The organism is Pseudomonas aeruginosa (assembly GCF_001457615.1).
Classification (GTDB): domain Bacteria; phylum Pseudomonadota; class Gammaproteobacteria; order Pseudomonadales; family Pseudomonadaceae; genus Pseudomonas; species Pseudomonas aeruginosa.
In genome coordinates this window covers 1,929,152-1,955,818 of record NZ_LN831024.1, presented here as the reverse complement: position 1 = coordinate 1,955,818, position 26,667 = coordinate 1,929,152, and the positions used below count along the sequence as shown (strand labels likewise).

Here is a 26,667-nt window from a genome sequence, read left to right as displayed (position 1 = left end):
GATGCGTTTTACAAACATAACCTTCAAGCTCGTCAAGCTTTTCTTTTTACAAGAATGTCGCGATACAGACTCATGAAACGCTGAGAGGCACTGGCCATCGTGAAGTTCGAGTAAATCCTCTGTCTTGCAGCCTCACCAAGTGCCCGACGACCCTCGACATCCAACGCAATGAGATCCTCGATACCTTTGCCGAGCGCATTCGGATCCAAGGCCGGAACGACGACACCGTCGTTACCTAGCAAATAAGCCGCATCCCCCACATCAGTGGTAATACAAGGCAATCCCATGGCCATGGCTTCACCAAGAACATTGGGGAATCCCTCCGTGCGAGAATGCAGACAGAAGATATCCATGGCTTTCAGACACGAAGCTACATCTTGCCGCTCTCCAAGCAGGATGAAGCGCTCCGCATACCCGGTAGCTTCGATGAGGCGCTGCAATTCAGCATTGGAAGACAGCAGCTCCCGTCCCACCAAAAGAAACTTCAAGCGCGAATAACGTGGAGCCAGCAGACCGGCAGCTGCGACAAAGGAAGCATGATCCTTTACCGGGTGGAATCTGCCTAGACTGCCAATCACGATATCGCTGGCCTCTATGCCAGCTCCACTCCTGATAGCGGACCGCTGTTCGTCGGTCGCCTGCAGGCGAGTGAGATCGAAACCGTTGGGAATGACCAGCATCCTGCTTGCGTTGTAGCCAACAGCAATGTGTGAGCGCCTTGAGGCCTCGGCGGCGCAAACAATATATTTTGGCAAGAATCCGGATAGCCAGGCACACACCTTCCGTACCAGAACAGTCGTACTCTTGCCGCCCTCTTGAAGGTCGGTCGTGCGGACTCCCCATATAATCCCGCCAATACCGGCCATTCTGGCAGCCAATCCACCAAGAAGATCGGAATGATACATCCATGTTTGGACTATATCGGGCCTCCTTTCACGAAATATCCCTATCAGACGAAGGAGCACTCGAGGCATATCCCTCATCGAGGTCATGCCAAGCACATCAACAGATATACCAGCCTCAATCAGACCCTGCCCAAACTCACCAAGATCAGACAGTGAAATAATCGAATGTTCGAATTCACTGCCGCCATTTTGAGTCTCGATCAACCGCTTGAGCATTAGCTCAGCACCGCCGACTTTCTTCAGGCCGGCTATCACGTGGATAACTTTTACTGTGGTCATGACTCCAACCACGCTTGGAACATGAGAACACTCCAGAGGCGTCTTGAGTGGTCCCGCCTTCCCGCCAAGTGGTCGTTCCAGATCCTGCGTATCAACCTACTATCCAAATAACCTTCTTGCTGAAGGCGTCGCTCATCAAGCAGCGATTCAGCCCACTCTTTCAGAGGGCCTCTCAGCCAATCGGAGACAGGAACGGAAAACCCCTTCTTGGGCCGCTCTATGAGCTCTCGCGAAACATGCCTATACAAGACTTCACGAAGCAACCACTTTCCTTTTCCATTGCGAATCTTCATATGCAACGGCATGCGCCAAGCCAGTTCGAACACGCGATGGTCTATCAGTGGAACCCGGGTTTCCAGGCTGTTAGCCATCGCTGCTCTGTCTACCTTCACCAGAATGTCGTCAGGCATGTAGCCCTGAACATCCATGGCCATCATCCAGTGCTGGAACGAGTCCACCCTTGGCCATCTTTCTGGAGTATCCAATAGTGCCGTGTGACCTTGTGCACCTATGACCGGGTATTCGTGATTTCTCCAGTGACTGTTCAATCGATAGAAAAGCTCCTCGGCCGTCCTCGAAGCAAATACGTCACGCAGCTTCCCCAACTTGTCAGGTAAAGGTAAATCCTGAGCAAAAGCCGATGCGAAACGCCGCATGGAATGAGGAAATCGCTCCAGCATGCGCCAGACACGGGGAGTAAACTGATAGGGATTGTAGCCGCCAAACAGTTCATCACCACCATCTCCACTCAGCGCAACAGTAACTTGCTGCCTGGCCAATCCACTGACAATCAAGGTTGGTATCTGCGAACTGTCACCAAATGGCTCACAGTAGATCTTTGGCAAAGATGGAATTACATCTAGAGCATCTTTTGAATTGACATAGAGCTCTGTATGATCGGTACCGATATGTTCTGCAACCGCCTTTGCGTAAACAGCCTCATCATACCCAGGCTCATCAAAGCCAATAGAGAATGTCCGTATAGGGCGTGAGGACTGCTGCTGCATCAGCGCCACGACCGTACTACTATCCACCCCACCGCTCAGAAAAGCTCCCAAAGGAACATCGGAGACCATCTGATCCGATATGCTAGTTCTCAACTGGCTTTCCAGAAGATCAACTGCCTCGGCATCCGTTCCCTGGAATGGATTGGAGAGAGCCTCTTCTATCGCGGCGTTCGCACTCCAATAGGCAGCAGGTTCGCAGGTCTCGTTCAATGAACGTTCCGATAGGACCAAATAGCTCCCTGCCCTTAGCTTCCCGATACCTTTATAAATACTATAGGGAGCCGGGACATATCCATATCGTAGAAATAGGGCCAAGGCATCTCTATCAATATCCCCCCTAAAAAGCGGATGTTCTTTCAGGGCCTTCAGTTCGGATGCAAAAAAAAGCACGCCATTCTGCCAGCCCCAATAGAGAGGCTTTTCGCCCATTCGATCACGAGCCAGAGTAATTGTTTTCTCCTGTCGATCCCACAAGGCCAGAGCGAACATACCCACGGTGAGCTTGAGGGTACTCTCCACGCCCCATTGGGCAAAGCATGCCAATAAGGTTTCGGTGTCCGATCCGCCACGCCAGGAATGTGTTACACCTGCCTCGCTCAGGCGAGCCCTAAGAGCCAGATGGTTGTATATCTCGCCATTGTAAATCAGCACATACCGACCACAGTCGGAGTGCATGGGCTGGCTGCCTGCGGGGGAAAGCTCCAGAACCGCAAGACGCGCATGGACAAGTATCGGGGCGCGCGGAGCCTCGTACCAAATCCCCGACTCATCCGGTCCACGATGATGTATGGCGGCAGCCATCTGCCGGGCCACACGTGCATTATCCCCTAGGAGAGTTCCCGTAATATTCCAGAAGCCAGCGATACCACACATCAAATCACCTCGTTCCCTTTCCAGGCGCTACCGAGCCAATGACCATTGCCCACAGGTCACAAACGACATCGAGAGAATAGTGCCTTTCGATAATATCTCTTCCATTTTGCCCTGCACGCACACGGGCTTCCGGATCTTTGACCAAAGCCGCAAGTGACTCATACCAGCCCTCGTCGTCCACCGCACCATATCCGATGAAGCCTCGGGCTAGAACATCGCGGTTCATACCATACTCGGAAACCACTACCGGCAAGCCACAGGCCATATAAAGCAACATTTTGTAGCTACACTTCCCCCTCGACCATAGATCATCGGCAAGAGGCATTATACCGATATCCATTCCGGCAATCGTTTCGACCTCATTGGTCTCTGTCCAGCGAATGAACTCAACCTTTTCGGCTGGAATGACCTTGAACTCGGGAGGACGGTCCGAAACGATCCTCAATTTCCATTCGGGGTGATCTCTGAACAGGTGGGACAGCGGGATTTCTATGTCATAAAGAAAGCGGTAGCCACCCGACGTGCCGGACCAGCCGATCACTCTATTCTCCCTGCGTTCCCTTCTGGGTGAAAAACGAAGAGTATCGACGCCCGTCGGAATGATCGTAGTCGGCCTACCGAACTGACCGAAGTAATCGGCCAGGTATTGATTGCCACACACGATATGGTCGACACGACGAGCAATCGAATTCGCGGCGATCCCCCTACGATGCAGCCATATTGCATCATCGACATCCAGAATTCTGGGCGCCTTGGTAAGAAACTCAAGAGTTGGAATTGTCGAGAGAAGCTCTCGTTGAAGGATCACAACGTCACTTCCGTAAGAGCCGATTACCTGAGGAAGGCGGTGAAGCAGTTCTCTCAGCAACCAAAGCGGGCGATCCAGTCGACGAGGCGGAGGATAGGCAGAGACCAGCGCTTCCGACATATGCATGTCGATACCTCGCGTGCCAAGCCCTTCGAGCAGAGCCTTCACGCGAAATCTCGAACTGGGAACGGATCTACCTTGGGTAAAAGCCCGAACCCGCACTGCTGGGAGCTCCGCTATCATGATTTACCCCTCCTTGATTCCTGGACACGCCTGTCCAACGGGAGATCGCAGTGCTCTGGGCACTCCCCACCAAACCGGGCCCCATCCCCTCCAAACAGAAAGCAAGTCGGCATACTGCTTATCATCGAATTAGCTTGCTCTTCAGGAAAGTACGCATGCCAGATACATCAAGAGCAATCATTGCCGCCAAATAGACCCCTCCCCCCAAGACAACTTTCACAACCAGGCCAAAAAAAGCACTCTCCAAACTGAAGGATGCAACTGACACCGCCATCAACAGCACAGACAACGCAATTTTCATAGCATCTTTCCCCGGAAGGGCGGGCATTGGGAAAACACGTCGCCCCAAGAAGATACTAATTAGTATTGCAGAGGAAAACGCCATAACAGAAGATACCGCCGCGCCAACTATCCCAAACTCCGGAATAAGGATTAAATTAAAAACAACATCAACCACTGCCGACACCGCCACTGTCACAACCTGCACTCGTGTAGCACTAGCCAATTGGAAAGAGTAGTCAAAGTAAAAAGATTTCAAGGCCCCCAGAAAAGCCGAAAGGGATATCAACGGAATTATCTTTAGGGCACCCTCACGAAACTCTTCGCCCATAATAGATCCTGAAATTTCCGGAGCCACCATGGCCAGACCACAGGCAGCAGGCGAGACTACTGCAAAGATAAAAATAAAGGTCTTCCGCAGTTGGTCCTGTGTCTGTGGCAAGCCGCTCTTGGAAAGTTTCTCCATTACCAGCGGAAAAGCCGCCAGGTGAACGACAGAAGCCACTGTACCAACACTATATTGCGCTAGGTCATATGACACCGAGTAGACACCTACCGCGGCATCCCCCAGAAATGCCCCAATAAAGAAGCGATCAGACGCATTGACTATGAATGCAAAAAGGAAAGTAAGCGTCAGTGGTGCACCATAGGCAAACAACCTGGTTAACTGCTCCTTGTCTACCAACGCCCAACTGACTCCCCGCCACGCATCTTGGAAGAAAATGGTCGCCAGTACCAGAGACACAAGCGTACCCAGCAGCAAACCATCAACGCCAAACCCGAAATAAACAAGGAGAACACCGATAAAGAAGCTTCCAGCCCCTTTGATCAACAACATTTTCCCGTAGGTCAGAGGCTGCAAGATCGCATTTTGAATCTTCAGATTCAAATCATGCCAAGCCTGTGCCAGGCAAAGAAAACCGACCATATAATAAAGAATAGAGAAACCTATCTCTTCACGCCACTCCCAAAGCAGGAACGTGACGAATATGATAACGAGTGAAACAAGGAAGCTAATGGCCCTAGCCGTGCCAAGAAGCCTCGCCCGAGCTTGGTCATCACTACACTCAGGCAGATAACGACCAACCCCCAGCGCCACCCATTGCAAGAAAACCGTATTGAGGAAGCCAACAACTATAATTGTCAGCGAATAGACTCCATACTCACCCGGACTTAACAGACGAGTAAAAACGGAAAGACCGACAAGAGTCAATATCGCCGGAAAAGACTTGAACAAAAAATAAACCAGACTATGTTTTCCCAGCATACTTTTCTAAACCATAAAAAAGAGAAAACAATGAGTAAAAAATAAAAAAACAATCATAGAAAAAGTGCTCCGCGATGAAAATAGAGAATCACACGCCCCTAATATTGAGCACTTGGAGCACCAGGCGACTCTCAAAAGCAAAAATAGCGCCGCTCTTGGAAACGACGCTACTTTCATCCAAACGCACCAGAGTGAATATCATTTCAAAAACATGATGTACCAAGGCATGGCCAACGCCACACCTGCAGATACATCATATTTCGGCGCATACCCCAGCAGTTTGGCAGCCTTGCTGATATCAGCGAGAGAGTGACGTACATCCCCCTCCCTAAAATCACGATAAACAGGTTCCCGGTGATAGGACACACCGTTTTCGGCAAGGCCGTCGCGAAGCGCAAAGAACAACTGATTCAAACTCGTCCGCCCGCCAACAGCAATATTGTAAACTTGATTACGAGCATCAAGCCCCGCGGTTGCAGCAAGCAGATTGGCCTGAACGGTGTTTTCAATATAACAAAAATCCCGACTGGTCTCGCCATCACCGTTAATATAGACGTCATCACCCTGGATCATCGAAGAGGTCCATTTTGGTATGACTGCCGCATAGGCACCATTGGGATCCTGTCGACGACCGAACACATTGAAATAACGAAGCCCAATGGTCGAAAAGCCGTAGCAGCGCGAAAACACATCGGCATAAAGCTCATTCACATATTTGGTAACCGCATAAGGGGAAAGAGGCTTACCTATAGTATCCTCCACCTTCGGTAAACCAGGATGATCTCCATAGGTAGAGCTACTTGCCGCATAAGTGAAACTCTGCACCTTGGCATCTCTGGCTGCAATCAGCATATTCAAGAAACCATCGATGTTCGTTGCATTGGAGGTGATCGGATCGTTAATAGAACGCGGTACCGAACCCAAGGCAGCTTGATGTAAAACGTAATCAACACCTGCACAGGCGTTATTGCAATCATCCAGATTGCGAATATCACCTTGAATAAATTTAAAATTTGACCATTGCTTCTCGCTAACCAAGGACCGCACTTCGTCCAGGTTCCGCTGATGACCAGTAGCAAAATTATCCAGACCGACAACCTTCTGATCAAGTTTTAGCAAAGTCTCAAGAAGATTAGAGCCAATAAAGCCCGCCACACCTGTAATCAGCCAGACTTTCGGCTGCGCCGGCAATTCCTTTCTTAGCTCTTCATAACGACTCATCATATTCCCTCTCGTCTACTCACAAAGCTTACAACTGATCTTACAGGCGTAGATCAGACTTATCTTCATCGAGTAGATATTTCAGATCATAGAGAACATGCTCAGCCTTCCCTAACTTTCGTATATTTTCTGCGCCCATATTTTTGAATTCACTGTGCGCGACCGCAAGGATAATTCCATCATAAGCGCCATGGGATGGCGTACCGACTGGAGTAATCCCATACTCATGCATGGCATCTTCGGCGCTCACCCAAGGATCAAAAACATCAACCTGTATGTTGTATTCCGCCAACTCACGGACAATATCGACGACTTTGGTATTGCGGAGGTCTGGACAATTTTCCTTGAATGTAAGCCCCATAAGCAGAACGCGAGCACCGTCCACGTGGATACGACGCTTGAGCATAGCCTTGACCAGTTGCGAAACGACATAGGCACCCATACCGTCATTCAAACGGCGGCCAGCCAGGATGATCTCTGGATGATAGCCAATACTCTGGGCTTTATGAGTCAGATAATATGGATCGACTCCGATGCAATGACCGCCGACTAGGCCCGGGCGGAACGGCATGAAATTCCATTTCGTGCCGGCAGCCTTGAGGACCGCCTCGGTATCGATACCCATTCGATTGAAAATGATGGCGAGTTCGTTGATCAGAGCAATATTGAGATCTCGCTGCGTATTTTCGATCACCTTGGCAGCCTCAGCGACTTTAATGCTGCTCGCCTTGTGAGTACCGGCAGTGATGATTTCTCTATACAGGGAGTCAACCAACTCCGCGATCTCCGGCGTAGAGCCGGAAGTGACCTTCTTGATCGAAGAGACCCGATGTTCCTTATCGCCGGGATTGATGCGCTCGGGGCTATAACCGGCGAAGAAGTCCTCGTTAAACCTCAGCCCGGAAAATTTTTCCAGAACAGGTACGCAGTCTTCTTCCGTCGCTCCCGGGTAAACGGTAGACTCATAAATTACAATATCGCCCTTCTTCAGAACCTTTCCGATGCTCTCCGAGGCCTTTACAAGAGGGGTGAGGTCGGGTTGCTTATGTTCATCAATAGGTGTAGGAACCGTCACAATGAAAACATTGCACTTTTGCAAGTCCTGAAGATTGAAAGTAAAGCTCAGTTCGGACGCTTCTTTCAACTCAGCCGCATCTACTTCAAGAGTAGAGTCAATGCCTTGCCGCAGTTCAGAGATTCGCCCCTGATTGATATCGAAACCGACAACGGTTCGTTTTTTACCAAATTCAACAGCAAGCGGAAGACCAACATAGCCTAGCCCAACAACTGCAACCTTCAGATCCTTCATTTAACGCGCACCTCACTTCATGTAAAACAGTTCTCAACCAAAATCCGATGGATTGAAAACTGAAAATCCCATTGACTATAAACTTCTGCCGACCCTACAAGCAAAAAACTCATGCAGCATCGACCGTGCGCCTAAACCCACCTCTCACCATAAGGATGGCTAGAGCCACCGCAACCCCCAAAAAACCACCGGCAAGCATGCTTAGGATAAGCACTATGCCTTTTCTTGGACGGACGGGATCATCTGGCACCTCTATCGTACCATCCTGACGAAAAACAGCGACTTTATCGAGATTCAGCGTCAGCCCCTCCAGAAGAGCATACTTCTCCTGCAAGCCTCGTAATGCGGGAATGAAAGGATCATCGGAGACACGATCTTGCAGCGTTTTTATTTCTGCCCGAATAGCCTTGGCACCACGCATGTACATCAGTCCGCCTTCCATGATGGAGGAAAGCTGTTGATCAACCTGCCCTTCTATCAACGGAGGATTTTCCAGCTTCAAGGCCTCCGCAACGCGCAACGCCTCTTTCAGTCGAGAGATACGATCTTCACGGCGAGCCTTCGCAGTTTCACGCAAGATGTCGATCTGTTGCTGTATATTGCGATTCTTCACTTGAAACTCGCGGCGTACTCCTTCTTGCATTTCCTGCATGGAACGCTTGACTGCAATTCCTATATATTTCTCGCCCCACTCCGCCGCCTGCGAAGGATCATGCCGCTCGATGACGACAGTGTAGCGCTCGCTATCCTCTTTGCTAGGCTTCTGAATAGTTACCGAATTCATGAGAAGCGCATAAAGCTGATCCCGCGAACCAACAGAAGCCCCCTCCTCCAAGGAAGGAATATATACATCTCGAAAGAACTGACGGCGAGTCTCTTCGGACTGGAGATTTCGCACGAAGATTGAATAGACACCATTTGCCGAAAACGCGGGAAGCCCGTTTTCCGATCTTCCCAAGTTGAAACCAGCTATATCGCTGAGTGAAGGAGGCAGCGTCGAGACACGAGCCTCATAGACGGGCTTGGTGATGAATAGATAAACAATAGCCAACAACACGGGCAACACTGCCAGCAAAGCAATCAGCCATCTCAGGGACCACAACCCACTCATAATCTCTATCAGATCGAACTCGCCGCTCTTGGCTTTATAGGAGGGAAAATTTTTTTCTGTCACAACGGATCCAATTCTTGGGTTAAGGAGTCATCATGCGGCAGCCCCCCTCCTGACGTGGAGATGCATCAGGAAGCTGCTGCATTTTGACAGCATGCTACGAGATTACAAGCCGCACGGTCGCGACCATCGACTCCAGGAGATAGGGATACGACGCAAACACCTTCAGCGCACCAATCGCTGATAACAGAGCCTAGCTCGCGATTCAGGATGCACGGACGTATGTTAGACAAGACAGTCAGAGATTAGTGCCCACAGCAGAAAAATGGGGTCAAGCAGGCCAGAGGATACCTTCCACGAGAGGTTACGACCCGCCGGCAGCAACCCTTTTCAGCAAGAAGAGACCCACTGCGGAGCTGGCACGCAATTAGTTCGGAAGGGACGAACTTATAGAGAGGTTGATTCAGAGCGAAGAGATTTTTGTCGACGCCCCCTCAAACGAAGCAATGCCCCACTCAACAACCCACCGAGCCCACCGAGGATGAAAGCCAGAGACACGAAGAGAGAAAGCGGACCGTCAGGAGTGTGCCACCCAAGGAAGGCAAGGCTGACGCTATTCTGATTTTCCAATACGAAAACCAGGACCACCAGCGCAACCACCAACACAAACACAGCAGTCAAAATCCGCCCGAGCCATTGCATTGAAAAAACCTCGTATCTGCCAGAGTCACTCCGGCTCGTTGACCCGATCCCGCAACTCCTTGCCCGGCTTGAAGTGCGGCACGAACTTGCCGTCGAGGCGTACCGACTCCCCGGTCTTGGGGTTGCGACCGACGCGCGGGGCGCGGTAGTGCAAGGAAAAGCTGCCGAAACCACGGATCTCGATCCGGTCCCCGGTCGCCAGGGCCTGGGACATTTGCTCCAGCATGGTCTTGATTGCCAACTCGACATCCTTCGCGGACAGTTGCCCCTGATGGGTAACGATCCGTTCGATCAACTCCGACTTGGTCATGGTTTTCCCTTCTTTTTCAAGCGGCTAGATCAGCTCAGGTCTCTTTTAGCATGCTGATCAGTCTTTGAACAGGTCCAAGAAGGGGAAAACGAAAAAGGGCGGCCTAGGCCGCCCTTTTTCATGATGGATCAGGGACTTAGCCCTGATTCTCCATCTGAGCACGGATCAGATCACCGATGGTGGTCGGACCAGCGCTTTCTACTTCCTGCTTACGCAGTTCTTTCATTGCGTCCTTCTCGTCGTCGACGTCCTTGGACTTGACGGAGAGGCTGATGACGCGGCTCTTGCGGTCGATGCTGATGATCTTGGCTTCGACTTCCTCGCCTTCCTTCAGGACGTTGCGCGCGTCTTCGACGCGGTCACGGCTGATTTCGGAAGCCTTCAGGATACCTTCGATGTCGTCGCCCAGGCTGATGACAGCGCCCTTGGCGTCGACTTCCTTCACGGTACCGCGGACGATGCTGCCTTTCTCGTGCAGGGACGCGTAGTTGGAGAACGGATCGTCTTCCAGCTGCTTGATGCCCAGGGAGATGCGCTCGCGCTCCGGATCGACCGACAGGATGACGGTTTCCAGCTCGTCGCCCTTCTTGAAGCGACGTACGGCTTCTTCGCCGACTTCGTTCCAGGAGATGTCGGACAGGTGGACCAGGCCGTCGATGCCGCCGTCCAGACCGATGAAGATACCGAAGTCGGTGATCGACTTGATGGTACCGGAGATACGGTCACCCTTGTTGAACTGGCTGGAGAAGTCTTCCCACGGGTTGGATTTGCACTGCTTGATACCCAGGGAGATACGACGACGCTCTTCGTCGATGTCCAGAACCTGAACTTCCACTTCGTCGCCAACCTGGACGACTTTCGACGGATGGATGTTCTTGTTGGTCCAGTCCATTTCGGAGACGTGTACCAGGCCTTCCACGCCCTCTTCCAGCTCGGCGAAGCAGCCGTAGTCGGTGAGGTTGGTGACGCGGGCCATGACGCGGGTGCCTTCCGGGTAACGCGCCTTGATGGCAACCCACGGGTCTTCGCCCAGTTGCTTCAGGCCCAGGGATACACGGTTGCGCTCGCGGTCGAACTTCAGGACCTTGACGTCGATCTCGTCGCCAACGTTGACGATCTCGGACGGATGCTTGATGCGCTTCCAGGCCATGTCGGTGATGTGCAGCAGGCCGTCTACGCCGCCCAGGTCCACGAATGCGCCGTAGTCGGTGAGGTTCTTGACGATACCCTTGACCTGCTGGCCTTCCTGCAGCGATTCCAGCAGAGCTTCACGCTCGGCGCTGTTCTCGGCTTCCAGGACGCTGCGGCGGGAAACGACAACGTTGTTGCGCTTCTGGTCGAGCTTGATGACCTTGAACTCGAGCTCTTTGCCTTCCAGGTGGGTGGTGTCGCGAACCGGACGAACGTCGACCAGCGAACCCGGCAGGAACGCGCGGATGCCGTTGACGTCGACGGTGAAACCGCCCTTGACCTTGCCGTTGATGACGCCCTTGACCACTTCGTCGGCAGCGAAAGCCGCTTCCAGAACAATCCAGCTCTCGGCGCGCTTGGCTTTCTCGCGGGACAGCTTGGTCTCGCCAAAGCCGTCTTCTACCGCGTCCAGTGCGACGTGGACTTCGTCACCCACCTTGATGGTCAGCTCGCCCTGTTCGTTGTAGAACTGCTCGACCGGGATGACGCCCTCGGATTTCAGACCGGCATGGACGGTGACCCAGTCACCATCGATGTCGACCACGATGCCGGTGATGATGGCACCCGGCTGCATGTCGAGGGATTTCAGACTTTCTTCAAAGAGTTCTGCGAAGCTTTCGCTCATGTTCATACCTGTAGTCAAAGGCCCGGAAGGGCCCGATTCCGCATCACCAGCCAATGCGGTCAAGTCATTAAATGAAGCCGCAGGACAATTTGCTGGTTTCCTGCTAGCTTCTGATTGCACTCCCGAATGGGAATGCCCAGTTGGGTTGTTCTGCGATGGCGCCAGGCAAGTCGGGAGGCAACCCTCGCCGCACCTGCAAAACGCCACAACATAAGGTCTGGAATATTAGCAACCAGGCCCTGTATCGTCAATTCCCGCGCCGAAACCTCAGACGTCCCAGCCCTGCCGCTCGCAATGCCGGATGATCGTCTCGACCACCGCCTCGATGCTCATTTCGGTGGAGTCCAGCAGGATCGCGTCATCGGCCGGTTTCAGCGGCGCGACCGCGCGCTGGCTGTCGCGCTCGTCGCGCTCGCGGATTTCTTCCAGCAAGGCAGACTGGTCGACATCCGCGCCCTTCGCCTTCAACTGCAGGTAGCGTCGACGCGCACGCTCCTCCGCCGAGGCGGTGAGGAAGATCTTCAGAGGCGCATCGGGAAACACCACGGTGCCCATGTCGCGGCCGTCGGCCACCAACCCCGGCGCTTCGAGGAACGCCCGCTGGCGCTGCAGCAACGCATCGCGCACGGCCGGTAAGGCGGCGACCTGTGAGGCGCCGGCACCGACCTGCTCGGTACGGATCACATCGGTCACTTCCTCGCCTTCGAGAATGATGCGCTGCCCATGGCTGCCATCGGCAGCGACGAACTGCACATCGAGGTGCGCAGCCAGAACCTTCAGCGCCTCTTCATTGGTCAGGTCGACACCATGGTTGACCGCGGCGAACGCCAACAGCCGATAAAGCGCCCCGGAATCCAGCAGGTTCCAGCCCAGGCGCCGGGCGAGCAGCCCGGCGACCGTGCCCTTGCCGGCGCCACTGGGGCCATCGATGGCGAGCATCGGTACAGCGCCGTTCATCAATTGTTCTCCACGGCGACCCGGATACCGGTCTGGGCACACAGGGCGAGGAAGTTGGGGAAGGAGGTGGCGACGTTGGCGCAGTCGTGGATGCGGATCGGCCCGCTGGCGCGCAGCGAAGCGACGCTGAAGGACATGGCGATACGGTGGTCGCCGTGCGCCCAGACTTCGCCGCCACCGAACGCACCACCCTCGATGACGATGCCATCCGGGGTCGGCTCGGCCTTCACGCCCAGGGCCTTCAAGCCGTCAGCCATGACCTGGATACGGTCCGACTCCTTGACCCGCAGCTCTTCGGCGCCACGCAGGACGGTGCGCCCCTCGGCGCAGGCGGCAGCCACGAAGAGTACCGGGAACTCGTCGATGGCCAGTGGCACCAGGTCCTCGGGAATGTCGATGCCCTTGAGCCGCGCGGAGCGCACGCGGATGTCGGCGACCGGCTCGCCGCCGACCTCGCGCTGGTTTTCCAGGCTCAGGTCACCACCCATCAGGCGCAGGATCTCGATGACGCCGACGCGCGTCGGGTTGATGCCGACGTGCTGCAGGACCAGTTCCGAACCCTCGGCGATACTGGCGGCAACCAGGAAGAAGGCTGCCGAGGAAATATCGGCCGGGACCTCGATATGGGTGGCGCTCAACTTGTGCCCGGATTCGACCTTGGCGGTGCTGCCCTCGACCTCCACCGGATAGCCGAAGCCGCGCAGCATGCGCTCGGTGTGGTCGCGGGTCGGCGCCGGCTCGGTGACCGAGGTCTCACCCGCGGCGTAGAGCCCGGCGAGCAACAGGCAGGACTTCACCTGGGCGCTGGCCATCGGCATGTCGTAATGCATACCGGTGAGGCGCTGGCCGCCGCGAATGGTCATCGGCGGACGGCCTTCCGGCCCCGTCTCGATTACCGCGCCCATCTCGCGCAGCGGCTTGGCTACGCGATTCATCGGCCGCTTGGAAAGGGAAGCGTCGCCGGTCAGGGTGCTGTCGAACGGCTGGGCCGCCAGCAGACCGCTGAGCAGACGCATGGAAGTACCGGAGTTACCCAGGTAGATCGGCCCAGGCGGCGCCTTGAGGCCGTGCAGGCCAACGCCATGGACGGTGACGCGGCCGTTCTGCGGCCCCTCGATCACCACTCCCATGTCGCGGAACGCCTGGATGGTTGCCAGTGCGTCCTCGCCCTCGAGGAAGCCCTCCACTTCGGTGGTGCCTTCGGCCAGGGAGCCGAGCATGATCGAGCGATGGGAAATCGACTTGTCGCCCGGTACCCGGATGGTTCCGGACAGGCTGCCGCCCGGCTGGGCCAGATAAATCAGGTCGTTGTTGTGCATGGCGTCCACATAGGCCCGACGGGCCAGGATTTTGCTGAAATGCTCACGGGCTACCCGGGCGCGCGTGAAAACGCCCAACAACTGGTGCCCGTCCCCAGTGTCGACGGCCTCGCGCAGCGCGTCGAGGTCGTCACGAAAAACATCCAGTGTACGCAGCACCGCCTCGCGATTGGCGAGAAAGATGTCGTGCCACATCACCGGGTCGCTGCCGGCGATCCGCGTGAAATCACGGAAACCGCCGGCGGCATAGCGGAAGATCTCCAGGTTCTCGCTGCGCTTGGCCAGGGAGTCGACCAGGGTGAAGGCCAGCAGGTGAGGCAGGTGGCTGGTGGCCGCCAGAACCTCGTCGTGATGCTCGACCTCCATGTGCTCGACGTCCGCGCCCAGCGCGCGCCACAGGCTGTCGACCAGCGCCAGCGCGTCGGCATCGGTCTCCGCGGAGGGCGTGAGAATCACCTTGTGCCGGCGGAACAGGGTCGCCTTCGCCGCGGTCACTCCGCTCTGCTCGGAACCCGCGATCGGATGCCCCGGTACCAGGTACCGCGGCATCCCGCCGAACGCGACACGCGCGGCACGCACGATATTGCCCTTGGCGCTGCCAACGTCGGTCAATACAGCCTTGCCCAGGTCGAGCTTCGCCAGGTCGGCCAGCACCCGCTCCATCGCCAGGATCGGCACCGCCAACTGGATCACGTCGGCGCCGACGCAGGCGCGGCCAAGATCCTCCTCGCAACGGTCGACCACGCCGAGCTCCACCGCCAGGCGGCAAGACTCGGCATCCCGATCCACGCCGACCACTTCCCGGAACAACCCTTTGCTCCGCAACCCCTTGGCGAAGGAGCCGCCAATCAGGCCCAGCCCCACCACCACCAGGCGGCCCAGCTTAGGGGTCGACTGTTGCAGCGGCGTGACCTCAGTCATGCGCCAGCACCTTGCCCAGCGCCTGGAGGAAACGATCGTTCTCTTCCGGCAGCCCGATGGAGACGCGCAGGAAGGTCGGCATCCCGTAGCCAGCCACCGGACGCACGATCACACCTTCGCGCAGCAGCGCCTGGTAGACCGGACCGGCATCGCGAGCCAGATCCACGGCGATGAAGTTGCCCTTCGAGGGAATCCAGGACAGGCCCAACGCGTGGAAGCCATCCTCCAGCTGCGCCATGCCGGAATCGTTTAGGCGGCGACTCTGCGCCAGGTAGTCATGGTCGTCCAGCGCCGCGTAGGCAGCCGCCAGGGCCAGGCTATTGACATTGAACGGCTGGCGCACGCGGTTGAGCACATCGGCCACCGCCTTGCTCGAAAGCGCGTAGCCGACCCGCAGCGAAGCCAGGCCATAGGCCTTGGAGAAGGTCCGCGAGACCAGCAGGTTGGGGTGCCGCGCCAGGTAGTCCAGGCCATCGGGCAGCTCATCGCCCTCGGCGTATTCGATATAGGCCTCGTCCAGCACCACCAGCACCTCCGCCGGCACCTGGGCGAGGAACCGCTCCAGGGCGTCCGCACCGAACCAGGTCCCGGTCGGGTTGTTCGGATTGGCGACGAACACCACGCGAGTTTGCCCATCGATGGCGGCGAGCATCGCTTCCAGGTCATGCCCCCAGGCGCGCGCCTTGACCGCCCGCCCCTCGGCGCCCACGGCCTGGGTGGCGATCGGGTAGACGGCGAAGGCATGTTCGCTGAACACGGCGTTCAGACCAGGCGCGAGGTAGGCACGGGCGACCAGGTCGAGAATGTCGTTGGAGCCGTTGCCCAGGGTCACCTGCGCCGCATCCACCGCGCAACGCTCGGCCAGCTTGCGCTTGAGTTCGAAACCGTTGCCGTCAGGATAACGGGTCAGTTCCGCCAGTTCGGCGCGGATAGCCTCCAGCGCCTTTGGGCTCGCACCCAGCGGGTTCTCGTTGCTGGCGAGCTTGACGATCGCCGCAGGGTCGATGCCCAGCTCGCGGGCCAGTTCGTCCACCGGCTTGCCAGGGACGTAGGGCGACAGCTTTTGCACCCCCGGCTGGGCCAGGGCAAGGAAATCGGACATGGATAGTTCAGCCTCGACGCGGGACGGGGCATTCATCGATGACCCGTCTCTTCGGAATGACAGCGCGCTCAGAGCACCGCTTTCGGATAGGAGCCCAGGACCTTCAGGGCGACGGCTTCCTGGCCGATCTTCTCCAGGACGTCCTTGATCAGCGGTTCTTTATGGTGGCCGACGAAATCGATGAAGAACACGTAGGTCCATTTGCCGCTGCGCGACGGGCGGGTTTCGATGCGGGTCAGGTCGATACCATTGTTGTGGAACGGTACCAGCAGCTCGTGCAGGGCCCCCGGCTTGTTGCGCATGGAAACGATGATCGAGGTCTTGTCGTCGCCGGTCGGCGGCACCTCCTGGTTGCCGATGATCAGGAAGCGCGTGGAGTTGTCCGGGCGGTCCTCGATCTTCTCGTGCAGCTTGCTCAGGTCGTACAGGCTGGCCGCCATGTCGCCGGCGATCGCTGCCGAATTCCACTCGCTCTTCACCCGCTTGGCCGCGTCGGCGTTGCTCGACACCGCCACCCGCTCGACGCTCGGGTAGTGCGAGTCCAGCCACTTGCGACATTGCGCGAGGGATTGGGCATGGGAATAGATCCGGGTGATGTTGTCGGTCTTGGTGGTTTCGCCGACCAGCAGGTGATGGTGGATACGCAACTCGACTTCGCCGCAGATCACCATGTCGTGCTCAAGGAAGCTGTCGAGGGTATGGTTGACCGCCCCCTCGGTGGAGTTTTCCACAGGCACCACGCCGAAGTTCACCGCGCCGGCGGCGACCTCGCGGAACACCTCGTCGATCGCCGCCATCGGCGTACTGATCACCGCGTTGCCGAAATGCTTGAGTGCCGCGGCCTGGGTAAAGGTGCCCTCGGGTCCGAGATAGGCCACTTTCAGCGGCTGCTCGAGCGCCAGGCAGGACGACATGATCTCGCGGAACAGCCGCGCGACCTCTTCGTTGTCCAGCGGCCCCTTGTTCAATTGCATGATGTGCTTGAGCACCCAGGCTTCGCGCTCGGGACGGTAGAACACCGGCGCCTCGCCCTCGCCCAGGGTCTGGGTCTTCACTCGCGCCACGTCCTGGGCGCAACGGGCACGCTCGCTGATCAGCTCGAGCAACTTCTCGTCGAGGCTGTCGATGCGCAGGCGCAAGGCCTTGAGCTGGTCCTGGTCCGCCATCAGCCGTGCTCCTTCTCGAACTCCGCCATGTATGCGACCAGCGCCTCGACCGCGTCCAGGCCAAGGGCGTTGTAGATGGAAGCGCGCATGCCGCCGACCGAGCGGTGGCCTTTCAGGTTGAGCAGCCCGCGCGCCTCGGCGCCTTCCAGGAACGGCTTGTCGAGACGCTCGTCGGCCAGGCGGAACGGCACGTTCATCCAGGAGCGGGCGCTCGGCTGGATCGGGTTGGTGTAGAAGTCGCTGGCATCGATGGTCTTGTACAGCAGGTCCTTCTTGGCGCGGTTGCGCTGCTCCATCGCGGTCACCCCGCCCTGCTCCTTCAGCCATTCGAAGACCAGGCCGGACAGGTACCAGGAGTAGGTCGCCGGGGTGTTGTACATGGAACCGTTGTCCGCAGCGATCTTGTAGTTGAGCATGGTCGGGCAGACGCTGCGGGCGCGGCCGAGCAGGTCTTCGCGAACGATCACCACCACCAGGCCGGACGGGCCGATGTTCTTCTGCGCCCCGGCATAGATCAGGCCGAAGCGGGACACGTCGAGCGGGCGCGAGAGGATGTCGGAGGACATGTCGGTGACCAGCGGCACGTCGCCGGTCTCGGGAATCCAGTCGAACTCGAGGCCGCCGATGGTCTCGTTGGAGGCGTAGTGCACATAGGCCGCGTCCTTGGTCAGCGTCCACTCGTTCTGACCCGGAATGGCGAAGTAGTCGTACTCCTTGGCGCTGGCCGCGACATTCACGGTGCCATAGCGACGAGCCTCCTCGATGGCCTTCTTCGACCAGATACCGGTATCGATATAGTCGGCGACGCCATCTTCGGGCAGCAGGTTCAGCGGAATCTCGGCGAACTGCTGGCTGGCGCCGCCCTGCAGGAACAGCACCTTGTAGTCCGAGGGAATGTCGAGCAGGTCGCGCAGGTCCTGCTCGGCCTTGCTGGCGATGGCCACGTAGTCATCACTACGGTGGCTCATTTCCATGACCGAAAGGCCCTTGCCCCGCCAGTCGAGAAGCTCGGCCTGGGCACGTTGCAGAACTGCGTCGGGAAGCGCCGCGGGACCGGCGCAGAAATTGAAGGCTCGCTTGCTCACATCCACTCTCGCTATAGGTAGGGCGGATAGCCGTGAGTTATCCGCCGAGGTCATCGGCCGGGCGGGCGCAGGCGCCCGCCCCGAGCCTTACTCTTCGTTGCCTTCCGCTTCCGCCGCGGGCTCGGACTCGGACTCGGCCGACTCGCCCAGAGATTCGGCAGCTTCCTCGCCCTCGGGCAGGTCCTCGTCATCTCCGCCCGACGGCTCCTGGACACGCTCCAGACCGACCAGTACCTCGTCGCTGGCGAGCTTGATCAGGGTTACGCCCTGGGTATTGCGGCCGGACAGGGAGACTTCGTCGACACGCGTCCGCACCAGGGTGCCCTGGTCGGAAATCAGCATGATCTCCTCGCCTTCCTGGACCTGTACCGCGGCGATCAGCGCGCCGTTGCGCTCGTTGGTGACCATGGCGATCACCCCCTGGCCGCCGCGGCCGCGACGCGGGAACTTGCTCAGCGGGGTACGCTTGCCGAAGCCGCGCTCGGAGGCGGTGAGGATCTGCGCCCCGGACTCCGGAATCAGCATGGAGATCAGCTGCTGCCCCTTGCCCAGGCGCATGCCACGTACGCCGCGGGCGTTGCGGCCCATGATGCGCACCACGCTCTCGGCGAAGCGGATCACCTTGCCGGCGCTGGAGAACAGCATGACTTCCTTGGCGCCATCGGTGATCGCGGCGGCGATCAGGGTGTCGCCCTCTTCCAGCTTGAGCGCGATCAGGCCGCTGCTGCGCGGACGGCTGAACTGCACCAGCGGGGTCTTCTTCACGGTACCGAAGGCGGTGGCCATGAAGATGTAGGCGCCGGTCGGCTCGGCCACCAGCTCGGCGGTCTCGCCCTCGACTTCCTCGACCTCGGCGGCCTCGACCACCTCGCCCTCGAGCACCGCGCCTTCGGCTTCGTCGAGGTCGTCATCGGCACCGCCGTTCTGCTGCAGCGCCTCCAGGTCGATCTGCAACATCGCGGTGATCCGCTCGCCCTCGTCCAGCGGCAGCAGGTTCACCAACGGCCGGCCACGCGCGGTACGCGAGGCTTCCGGAATCTCGAAGGTACGCAGCCAGTACACCTTGCCCTTGCTGGAGAACAGCAGGAGGGTCGCATGGCTGTTGGCCACCAGCAGGTGTTCGATGTAGTCCTCGTCCTTCATCCCGGTGGCGGACTTGCCTTTGCCACCGCGACGCTGCGCCTGGTAGGCGGCCAGCGGCTGGGACTTGGCGTAGCCGCCGTGGGAGATGGTCACCACGCGGTCTTCCTCGGTGATCAGGTCGGCGATGGTCAGGTCGACCTGGGAAGCCACGATCTCGGTGCGGCGAGCATCGCCGAATTCGGCCTTGACCGCTTCCAGCTCCTCACGGATCACCTCCATCAGGCGCGCCGGGTTGGTCAGGATGCGGATCAACTCGCCGATCAGGTTGAGGATTTCCTGGTATTCGGAGAGCAGCTTCTCGTGCTCCAGGCCGGTCAGGCGATGCAGGCGCAGCTCGAGGATCGCCTGGGCCTGTTCCGGCGACAGGTAGTACTTGCCGTCGCGCAGGCCGTACTGCGGATCCAGGTCTTCCGGGCGACAGGCGTCGGCGCCGGCACGCTCGACCATCGCTTCCACCGCGCTGGACTCCCAGGCAGTGGCGATCAGGCGTTCCTTGGCCTCGGCCGGGGTCGGCGAACTCTTGATCAGCTCGATCACCGGGTCGATGTTCGACAGGGCGACCGCCTGGCCTTCCAGGATGTGCCCGCGCTCGCGGGCCTTGCGCAGCTCGTAGACGGTACGCCGGGTCACCACTTCGCGGCGGTGGCGGACGAACACTTCGAGCATGTCCTTCAGGTTCAGCGTGCGCGGCTGGCCGTCGACCAGGGCCACCACGTTGATGCCGAACACGCTCTGCAGCTGGGTCTGGGCATAGAGGTTGTTGAGGACCACCTCGCCCACCTCGCCGCGACGCAGCTCGATGACCACGCGCATGCCGTCCTTGTCGGACTCGTCGCGCAGCTCGGAAATACCCTCGATCTTCTTCTCTTTCACCAGCTCGGCGATCTTTTCGATCAACCGCGCCTTGTTCAACTGGTACGGCAGCTCGGTGATGATGATCTGCTCGCGACCGCCGCCCTTCTCCATCTCCTCGACGACGGCGCGGGCACGGATGTAGATGCGCCCGCGACCGGTGCGGTAGGCCTCGATGATCCCGGCGCGGCCGTTGATGATGCCGGCGGTGGGGAAGTCCGGACCGGGGATGTACTGCATCAGCTCATCGACGGTCAGGTCGGGGTTGTCCATCAGCGCCAGGCAGCCGTCGATCACTTCGCCGAGGTTGTGCGGCGGGATGTTGGTCGCCATACCCACGGCGATACCGCTGGAACCGTTGACCAGCAGGTTGGGAATCTTGGTCGGCATGACCGCCGGGATCTGCTCGGTGCCATCGTAGTTGGGCACCCAGTCGACGGTTTCCTTTTCCAGGTCCGCCAGCAGTTCATGGGCCAGCTTGGCCATGCGCACTTCGGTGTATCGCATGGCTGCGGCGTTGTCGCCGTCCACCGAACCGAAGTTGCCCTGGCCGTCTACCAGCATGTAGCGCAGCGAGAACGGCTGCGCCATGCGCACGATGGTGTCGTAGACCGCGGTGTCGCCGTGCGGGTGGTACTTACCGATCACGTCGCCGACCACACGGGCGGATTTCTTGTAGGGCTTGTTCCAGTCGTTGCCCAGCTCGCTCATGGCATAAAGCACACGGCGGTGCACCGGCTTCAGGCCGTCACGTGCATCCGGCAGGGCCCGCCCGACGATCACGCTCATCGCGTAGTCGAGATAGGACTGTTTCAGCTCGTCTTCGATATTGACCGGGAGAATTTCTTTGGCCAGTTCGCCCATGAGAAGCCTGGTTCCTTTTTCTGGTGGAACTTCGCCGCCTCGATCCTGAGGCAAACGAAGTAGGTCGGCGCATGCCCGAGCAGCGCCAACTCACTACAAATCAACGACTTGAGTCAAGGATTCGCGCACTCTCGAGGCCCCTCCGCGGGGCGCTCGAATAACCGTCGGAGCTTACCACAGCCCACGCCCCAGCCCAAGGCAAAGGCCCTGGCGGGGACGACCTCCAGTCGCCTCGTTCAATGCAGGCGCTTGCGGCTCATCAGGGCGGCCATGCGCTCGGCGTCGGGACGCTCGACGACGCCACGCTCGGTCACGATGGCATCGATAAGGTCCGCCGGGGTCACGTCGAATACCGGATTGTAGGCATCGACCTCGGCCGCCACCCGTCGCCCGCCGATTTCCAGCAGTTCGCGACCGTCGCGCTCTTCGATCGGGATGTCCTCGCCGCTCTCCAGGTTCATGTCGATGGTCGAACTCGGCGCCACCACCATGAAGCGCACGCCGTGGTGCATGGCGTTGACCGCCAGCTGGTAGGTGCCGATCTTGTTGGCGACATCGCCATTGGCGGTGATGCGGTCGGCGCCGACGATGACCCAGGTGATGTTTTCGGTCTTCATCAGGTGCGCGGCGGCCGAATCCACGTTCAGGCTGACCGGGATGCCTTCGTTGGCCAGCTCCCAGGCGGTCAGTCGCGAGCCCTGGAGCCAGGGCCGGGTTTCGTCGGCGTAGATGCGATTGACCAGGCCTTCCAGGTGCGCGGCGCGGATCACCCCCAGCGCGGTGCCGAACCCGCCGGTCGCCAGGGCGCCGGTATTGCAGTGGGTGAGGATGTTCTGCGGGCTGCCCTGCTGCTTGCGGATCAGCTCCATGCCCAACTGGGCCATGGTCAGGTTGGCCTCGCGGTCGCTTTCATGGATGGAGATCGCCTCGGCTTCCAGCACCGCCAGCGGCTGGTCGCCCTCTTTCATTCGCTCCAGACGGTCGCGCATGCGGTTCAGCGCCCAGAACAGGTTGACCGCCGTGGGTCGCGAGTCGGCCAGCAGGCGGAAGTCCTCCTCCAGCGCGGCGCGCCAGTCGCCGCCCTGCGCCAGGCGCGCGCGGGCGCCAAGGACGATGCCGTAGGCGGCGCTGATGCCGATGGCCGGCGCGCCGCGCACGACCATATCGCGAATGGCCTTGGCCACCTCGGCCGCCGACTCGTGTTCGAGCCAGACCTCCTCCTGGGGCAGCAGGCGCTGATCCAGCAACCGCAGCGTACCGTCCCGCCACTCGATCGCCTTGACCCGCTCGGCCGCCAGCAGTCGCTCTCGCATGCACACACCTCTCGCTGAATCACGGAAAAGCTGCGGATTATAACGAGCCCCAGCCGCGGACGCTCGGGTATACTTCCGGCTTCCCGCTCTGCGCCCAGGATGCGCCGCCATGCCCAACGTCCGTAACCCCTTCGACCTCCTCCTGCTGCCGACCTGGATCGTCCCCGTGGAGCCCGCCGGGGTGGTGCTGCGCGACCACGCGCTGGGCATCCGCGACGGCCAGATAGCCCTGGTCGCGCCGCGCGAGCAGGCCATGCGCCATGGCGCCACGGAAATCCGCGAATTGCCGGGCATGCTGCTCGCCCCCGGTCTGGTCAACGCCCACGGCCATTCGGCGATGAGTCTGTTCCGCGGTCTCGCCGACGACCTGCCGCTGATGACCTGGCTGCAGGACCACATCTGGCCGGCCGAAGGCCAATGGGTCAGCGAGGATTTCATCCGCGACGGCACGGAGCTGGCCATCGCCGAACAGGTAAAGGGCGGCATCACCTGTTTCTCCGACATGTACTTCTATCCACAGGCCATCTGCGGCGTGGTCCATGACAGCGGGGTCCGCGCCCAGGTGGCGATCCCTGTACTGGACTTCCCGATCCCCGGCGCCCGCGACAGCGCCGAGGCGATCCGCCAGGGCATGGCGCTGTTCGACGACCTCAAGCACCACCCGCGCATCCGCATCGCCTTCGGCCCGCACGCTCCTTATACGGTGAGCGACGACAAGCTGGAGCAGATCCTGGTGCTCACCGAGGAACTCGACGCCAGCATCCAGATGCACGTCCACGAGACCGCCTTCGAGGTGGAGCAGGCCACGGAGCGCAACGGCGAGCGCCCGCTGGCCCGCCTGCACCGCCTCGGCCTGCTCGGCCCACGCTTCCAGGCGGTGCACATGACCCAGGTGGACGACGACGACCTGGCGATGCTGGTGGAAACCAACAGCTCGGTGATCCACTGCCCGGAATCCAACCTCAAGCTGGCCAGCGGCTTCTGCCCGGTGGAAAAACTCTGGCAGGCCGGGGTCAACGTAGCCATCGGCACCGACGGCGCGGCGAGCAACAACGATCTCGACCTGCTCGGCGAGACCCGCACCGCGGCGCTGCTGGCCAAGGCCGTGTACGGCCAGGCCACCGCCCTCGACGCCCACCGCGCGCTGCGCATGGCCACCCTGAACGGCGCCCGCGCGCTTGGCCTGGAGCGCCTGATCGGCTCCCTGGAAGCCGGCAAGGCCGCCGACCTGGTGGCCTTCGACCTGTCCGGCCTGGCCCAGCAACCGGTCTACGACCCGGTTTCGCAACTTATCTATGCCAGCGGCCGCGACTGCGTGCGGCACGTCTGGGTCGGCGGCAGGCAACTCCTCGACGACGGCCGCCTGCTCCGTCACGACGAACAGCGCCTGATCGCCAGGGCCCGCGAATGGGGGGCGAAGATCGCCGCCAGCGACAGGTCCTGAACCGCGGCGGGCCGCCCCGCTGCGACAAACTGACATAGGAAGGCGAACCGCCGCCGGCCCCATCCCTCCGCCAAAGCTGGCAACATGAAGGATTGGATTCCGCCGCCGCGGCCCTTCCCCCAAAGGCTTCACTCTTCAACGGGAACGATTATGAGCAACGTCGACCACGCCGAGATCGCCAAATTCGAGGCACTGGCCCATCGCTGGTGGGACCGCGAGAGCGAGTTCAAGCCGCTCCACGACATCAACCCGCTGCGCGTCAACTGGATCGACGAGCGCGCCGGCCTGGCCGGCAAGAAGGTGCTCGACATCGGTTGCGGCGGCGGCATCCTCAGCGAAGCCATGGCCCAGCGCGGCGCCAGCGTCACCGGCATCGACATGGGCGAAGCGCCGCTCGCGGTGGCGCGCCTGCACCAGCTGGAATCCGGCGTCGCCGTCGACTACCGGCAGATCACCGCCGAGCAGATGGCCGAGGAAATGCCCGGGCAATTCGACGTGGTCACCTGCCTGGAGATGCTCGAACACGTGCCGGACCCGGCCTCGGTGATCCGCGCCTGCCACCGCCTGGTCAAGCCGGGCGGACAGGTATTCCTCTCGACCATCAACCGCAATCCCAAGGCCTACCTGTTCGCGGTGATCGGCGCGGAATACATCCTCCAGTTGCTGCCGCGCGGGACCCACGATTTCCGCAAGTTCATCCGTCCGTCGGAACTCGGCGCCTGGTCGCGCGAGGCCGGTCTCGAGGTCAAGGACATCATCGGCCTGACCTACAACCCGCTGACCAAGCACTACAAGCTGGCCAACGACGTCGACGTCAACTACATGGTCCAGACCCAGCGGGAGGCGTGAAGCGCATGCGGCTCAAAGCGGTACTGTTCGACATGGATGGCACCCTGCTCGACACGGCGCCAGACTTCATCGCCATCACCCAGGCCATGCGTGCCGCCCACGGCCTGCCGCCGGTGGACGAGCAACGGGTGCGCGACGTGGTCTCCGGCGGCGCGCGCGCGATGGTTGCCGCGGCCTTCGGCCTGTCGCTGGACAGCCCGGAACTGGAACCCCTGCGCCAGGAGTTCCTCGACCGCTACCAGGAGCATTGCGCGGTTCTCAGCCGGCCCTACGACGGCATCCCCGAACTGCTCGCGGCGATCGAGAAAGCCGGGTTGATCTGGGGCGTGGTGACCAACAAGCCGGTGCGCTTCGCCGAACCGATCATGCAGCGCCTGGGCTACGCCGAGCGTTCCAGGGTGCTGGTCTGTCCGGACCACGTGACCCGCAGCAAGCCCGATCCCGAGCCGCTGCTACTGGCCTGTAGCCAGCTCGGCATCGATCCGTCGAGGGTGCTGTTCATCGGCGACGACCTGCGCGACATCGAATCCGGCCGCGACGCCGGGACCAAGACCGCGGCGGTGCGCTACGGCTACATCCACCCTGAAGACAACCCCGCGCACTGGGGCGCCGACGTGATCGTCGACCACCCGCGCGAACTCATCGACGTTCTCGACCGCGCGCTCTGCGACTGCTGATCCGCAGCGCCGCCGACAGACAACGACCCGCCGCCAGGCGGGTCATGCATTCAAAGGATTCGACATGTTCCAGTACTCCGCCCGCCCCGACCTGCTGAAAGACCGCGTGATCCTGGTCACCGGCGCCGGCCGCGGCATCGGCGCCGCCGCCGCCAAGACCTTCGCCGCCCACGGCGCCACCGTGCTGCTGCTGGGCAAGACCGAGGAGTACCTGAACGAGGTCTACGACGCCATCGAGGCCGCCGGCCATCCGCAGGCCGCCGTGATCCCGTTCAACCTGGAGACCGCCCAGCCGCACCAGTTCGAGGAACTGGCGGCAACCCTGGAGAACGAGTTCGGCCGCATCGACGGCCTGCTGCACAACGCTTCGATCCTCGGTCCGCGCTCGCCGATGCAGCAGATTTCCGGGGAGAACTTCATGCGCGTGATGCAGGTGAACGTCAATGCCATGTTCATGCTGACCACCGCCATGCTGCCGCTGATGAAGCTCTCCAGCGACGCCTCGATCATCTTTACCTCGAGCAGCGTGGGCCGGAAGGGCCGCGCCTACTGGGGCGCCTATTCGGTATCGAAGTTCGCCACCGAGGGCATGATGCAGACCCTTGCCGACGAACTCGACGGTACCAGCGCGATCCGCGCCAACAGCGTCAACCCCGGCGCCACCCGCACCAGTATGCGCGCCCTCGCCTACCCTGGGGAAAACCCGCTGAACAACCCCACCGGCGAGGAGATCATGCCGGTCTACCTGTACCTCATGGGGCCGGACAGCGCCGGCGTCAACGGCCAGGCCTTCGACGCCCAGTGATTCCCCGGCAGCCTCGCCGCCCGGCGAGGCTGCCCTGTCC

Annotated in this window: 21 protein-coding genes; 4 read left to right on the top strand and 17 right to left on the bottom strand. The window is 59.7% G+C overall.

Annotated features, from left to right (window positions below; genetic code table 11):
- Positions 1-32: 32 nt before the first annotated feature.
- The 17 genes from AT700_RS09060 to mtnA form a co-directional block, all read right to left on the bottom strand.
- Positions 33-1,184: a glycosyltransferase family 4 protein gene (locus tag AT700_RS09060; RefSeq protein ID WP_003122253.1), complete on the bottom strand. Its 1,152-nt coding sequence runs from the start codon at positions 1,182-1,184 to the stop codon at positions 33-35.
- Positions 1,181-3,064 carry an asparagine synthase (glutamine-hydrolyzing) gene (gene asnB / locus AT700_RS09055; RefSeq protein ID WP_003122252.1) on the bottom strand — a complete coding sequence of 628 codons (1,884 nt, stop codon included), beginning with the start codon at positions 3,062-3,064 and terminating at the stop codon, positions 1,181-1,183. The genes AT700_RS09060 and asnB overlap by 4 nt, the downstream gene beginning before the upstream one ends.
- 4 nt (positions 3,065-3,068) lie before the next feature.
- Positions 3,069-4,040, bottom strand: a complete 972-nt coding sequence (locus AT700_RS09050) for a glycosyltransferase family 4 protein (RefSeq protein ID WP_169787782.1) — start codon at positions 4,038-4,040, stop codon at positions 3,069-3,071.
- A 196-nt stretch (positions 4,041-4,236) separates the two neighbouring features.
- Positions 4,237-5,661: an oligosaccharide flippase family protein gene (locus AT700_RS09045; protein ID WP_003122250.1), complete on the bottom strand. Its 1,425-nt coding sequence runs from the start codon at positions 5,659-5,661 to the stop codon at positions 4,237-4,239.
- A 198-nt stretch (positions 5,662-5,859) separates the two neighbouring features.
- On the bottom strand, positions 5,860-6,882 hold the full coding sequence (locus AT700_RS29305; protein WP_003163315.1) for an NAD-dependent epimerase/dehydratase family protein: 1,023 nt from the start codon (positions 6,880-6,882) through the stop codon (positions 5,860-5,862).
- Between the two features lie 40 nt (positions 6,883-6,922).
- Positions 6,923-8,191 (bottom strand): Vi polysaccharide biosynthesis UDP-N-acetylglucosamine C-6 dehydrogenase TviB, encoded by a 1,269-nt coding sequence (gene tviB, locus AT700_RS29300; protein ID WP_003163316.1) that lies wholly within the window; start codon positions 8,189-8,191, stop codon positions 6,923-6,925.
- 109 nt (positions 8,192-8,300) lie between these two features.
- A complete protein-coding gene (locus tag AT700_RS09030; protein WP_014602695.1) occupies positions 8,301-9,365 on the bottom strand; it encodes an LPS O-antigen chain length determinant protein WzzB in 1,065 nt (354 codons plus the stop codon).
- Positions 9,366-9,749: 384 nt separating this feature from the next.
- Positions 9,750-10,004, bottom strand: coding sequence for a lipopolysaccharide assembly protein LapA domain-containing protein (locus AT700_RS30585; protein ID WP_003452745.1), 255 nt, complete (start codon positions 10,002-10,004; stop codon positions 9,750-9,752).
- Between the two features lie 25 nt (positions 10,005-10,029).
- Positions 10,030-10,314: an integration host factor subunit beta gene (gene ihfB / locus AT700_RS09025; RefSeq protein WP_003091441.1), complete on the bottom strand. Its 285-nt coding sequence runs from the start codon at positions 10,312-10,314 to the stop codon at positions 10,030-10,032.
- A gap of 136 nt (positions 10,315-10,450) precedes the next feature.
- Entirely contained in the window at positions 10,451-12,130 is a 1,680-nt protein-coding gene (gene rpsA, locus AT700_RS09020) for a 30S ribosomal protein S1 (RefSeq protein WP_003091442.1), read from the bottom strand.
- 267 nt (positions 12,131-12,397) lie between these two features.
- A complete protein-coding gene (gene cmk / locus AT700_RS09015; protein ID WP_003091443.1) occupies positions 12,398-13,087 on the bottom strand; it encodes a (d)CMP kinase in 690 nt (229 codons plus the stop codon).
- On the bottom strand, positions 13,087-15,327 hold the full coding sequence (locus AT700_RS09010) for a bifunctional prephenate dehydrogenase/3-phosphoshikimate 1-carboxyvinyltransferase (protein ID WP_012613864.1): 2,241 nt from the start codon (positions 15,325-15,327) through the stop codon (positions 13,087-13,089). The genes cmk and AT700_RS09010 overlap by 1 nt, the downstream gene beginning before the upstream one ends.
- Complete coding sequence (gene hisC, locus AT700_RS09005; protein WP_031757903.1) at positions 15,320-16,429, bottom strand: histidinol-phosphate transaminase; 1,110 nt, start codon at positions 16,427-16,429, stop codon at positions 15,320-15,322. Before hisC ends, AT700_RS09010 begins: the two co-directional genes overlap by 8 nt.
- Before the next feature lie 68 nt (positions 16,430-16,497).
- Positions 16,498-17,595 (bottom strand): prephenate dehydratase, encoded by a 1,098-nt coding sequence (gene pheA, locus AT700_RS09000; protein ID WP_003091446.1) that lies wholly within the window; start codon positions 17,593-17,595, stop codon positions 16,498-16,500.
- A complete protein-coding gene (serC, locus tag AT700_RS08995) occupies positions 17,595-18,680 on the bottom strand; it encodes a 3-phosphoserine/phosphohydroxythreonine transaminase (protein ID WP_003111764.1) in 1,086 nt (361 codons plus the stop codon). Before serC ends, pheA begins: the two co-directional genes overlap by 1 nt.
- A gap of 87 nt (positions 18,681-18,767) precedes the next feature.
- Positions 18,768-21,539, bottom strand: a complete 2,772-nt coding sequence (gyrA, locus tag AT700_RS08990; RefSeq protein ID WP_003091448.1) for a DNA gyrase subunit A — start codon at positions 21,537-21,539, stop codon at positions 18,768-18,770.
- 236 nt (positions 21,540-21,775) lie between these two features.
- Positions 21,776-22,852 (bottom strand): S-methyl-5-thioribose-1-phosphate isomerase, encoded by a 1,077-nt coding sequence (gene mtnA / locus AT700_RS08985; RefSeq protein ID WP_003091449.1) that lies wholly within the window; start codon positions 22,850-22,852, stop codon positions 21,776-21,778.
- A gap of 109 nt (positions 22,853-22,961) precedes the next feature.
- Here mtnA and AT700_RS08980 point away from each other — a divergent pair, with 109 nt between their 5' ends.
- The 4 genes from AT700_RS08980 to AT700_RS08965 all read left to right on the top strand — a co-directional run bounded on the left by AT700_RS08980 (position 22,962) and on the right by AT700_RS08965 (position 26,627).
- The gene (locus tag AT700_RS08980; RefSeq protein ID WP_003116418.1) at positions 22,962-24,296 is read left to right on the top strand and encodes a TRZ/ATZ family hydrolase; all 1,335 of its coding nucleotides are present in this window, start codon (positions 22,962-22,964) and stop codon (positions 24,294-24,296) included.
- Between the two features lie 150 nt (positions 24,297-24,446).
- The gene (gene ubiG, locus AT700_RS08975; protein WP_003122245.1) at positions 24,447-25,145 is read left to right on the top strand and encodes a bifunctional 2-polyprenyl-6-hydroxyphenol methylase/3-demethylubiquinol 3-O-methyltransferase UbiG; all 699 of its coding nucleotides are present in this window, start codon (positions 24,447-24,449) and stop codon (positions 25,143-25,145) included.
- Positions 25,142-25,822: an N-acetylmuramic acid 6-phosphate phosphatase MupP gene (mupP, locus tag AT700_RS08970; RefSeq protein ID WP_003119716.1), complete on the top strand. Its 681-nt coding sequence runs from the start codon at positions 25,142-25,144 to the stop codon at positions 25,820-25,822. Before ubiG ends, mupP begins: the two co-directional genes overlap by 4 nt.
- 64 nt (positions 25,823-25,886) lie before the next feature.
- Complete coding sequence (locus AT700_RS08965) at positions 25,887-26,627, top strand: YciK family oxidoreductase (protein WP_047689850.1); 741 nt, start codon at positions 25,887-25,889, stop codon at positions 26,625-26,627.
- Positions 26,628-26,667: the final 40 nt, after the last annotated feature.

Bases quoted from the DNA above. Each gene is read 5' to 3' on its own strand.
- ihfB (WP_003091441.1), bottom strand. From the start codon at position 10,314: ATGACCAAGTCGGAGTTGATCGAACGGATCGTTACCCATCAGGGGCAA.
- ubiG (WP_003122245.1), top strand. From the start codon at position 24,447: ATGAGCAACGTCGACCACGCCGAGATCGCCAAATTCGAGGCACTGGCC.
- AT700_RS09010 (WP_012613864.1), bottom strand. From the start codon at position 15,327: ATGACTGAGGTCACGCCGCTGCAACAGTCGACCCCTAAGCTGGGCCGC.
- AT700_RS08965 (WP_047689850.1), top strand. From the start codon at position 25,887: ATGTTCCAGTACTCCGCCCGCCCCGACCTGCTGAAAGACCGCGTGATC.
- mtnA (WP_003091449.1), bottom strand. From the start codon at position 22,852: ATGCGAGAGCGACTGCTGGCGGCCGAGCGGGTCAAGGCGATCGAGTGG.
- AT700_RS09045 (WP_003122250.1), bottom strand. From the start codon at position 5,661: ATGCTGGGAAAACATAGTCTGGTTTATTTTTTGTTCAAGTCTTTTCCG.
- cmk (WP_003091443.1), bottom strand. From the start codon at position 13,087: ATGAACGGCGCTGTACCGATGCTCGCCATCGATGGCCCCAGTGGCGCC.
- AT700_RS09060 (WP_003122253.1), bottom strand. From the start codon at position 1,184: ATGACCACAGTAAAAGTTATCCACGTGATAGCCGGCCTGAAGAAAGTC.
- AT700_RS29305 (WP_003163315.1), bottom strand. From the start codon at position 6,882: ATGAGTCGTTATGAAGAGCTAAGAAAGGAATTGCCGGCGCAGCCGAAA.
- asnB (WP_003122252.1), bottom strand. From the start codon at position 3,064: ATGTGTGGTATCGCTGGCTTCTGGAATATTACGGGAACTCTCCTAGGG.
- AT700_RS30585 (WP_003452745.1), bottom strand. From the start codon at position 10,004: ATGCAATGGCTCGGGCGGATTTTGACTGCTGTGTTTGTGTTGGTGGTT.
- tviB (WP_003163316.1), bottom strand. From the start codon at position 8,191: ATGAAGGATCTGAAGGTTGCAGTTGTTGGGCTAGGCTATGTTGGTCTT.
- gyrA (WP_003091448.1), bottom strand. From the start codon at position 21,539: ATGGGCGAACTGGCCAAAGAAATTCTCCCGGTCAATATCGAAGACGAG.
- AT700_RS08980 (WP_003116418.1), top strand. From the start codon at position 22,962: ATGCCCAACGTCCGTAACCCCTTCGACCTCCTCCTGCTGCCGACCTGG.
- rpsA (WP_003091442.1), bottom strand. From the start codon at position 12,130: ATGAGCGAAAGCTTCGCAGAACTCTTTGAAGAAAGTCTGAAATCCCTC.
- hisC (WP_031757903.1), bottom strand. From the start codon at position 16,429: ATGTCCGATTTCCTTGCCCTGGCCCAGCCGGGGGTGCAAAAGCTGTCG.
- pheA (WP_003091446.1), bottom strand. From the start codon at position 17,595: ATGGCGGACCAGGACCAGCTCAAGGCCTTGCGCCTGCGCATCGACAGC.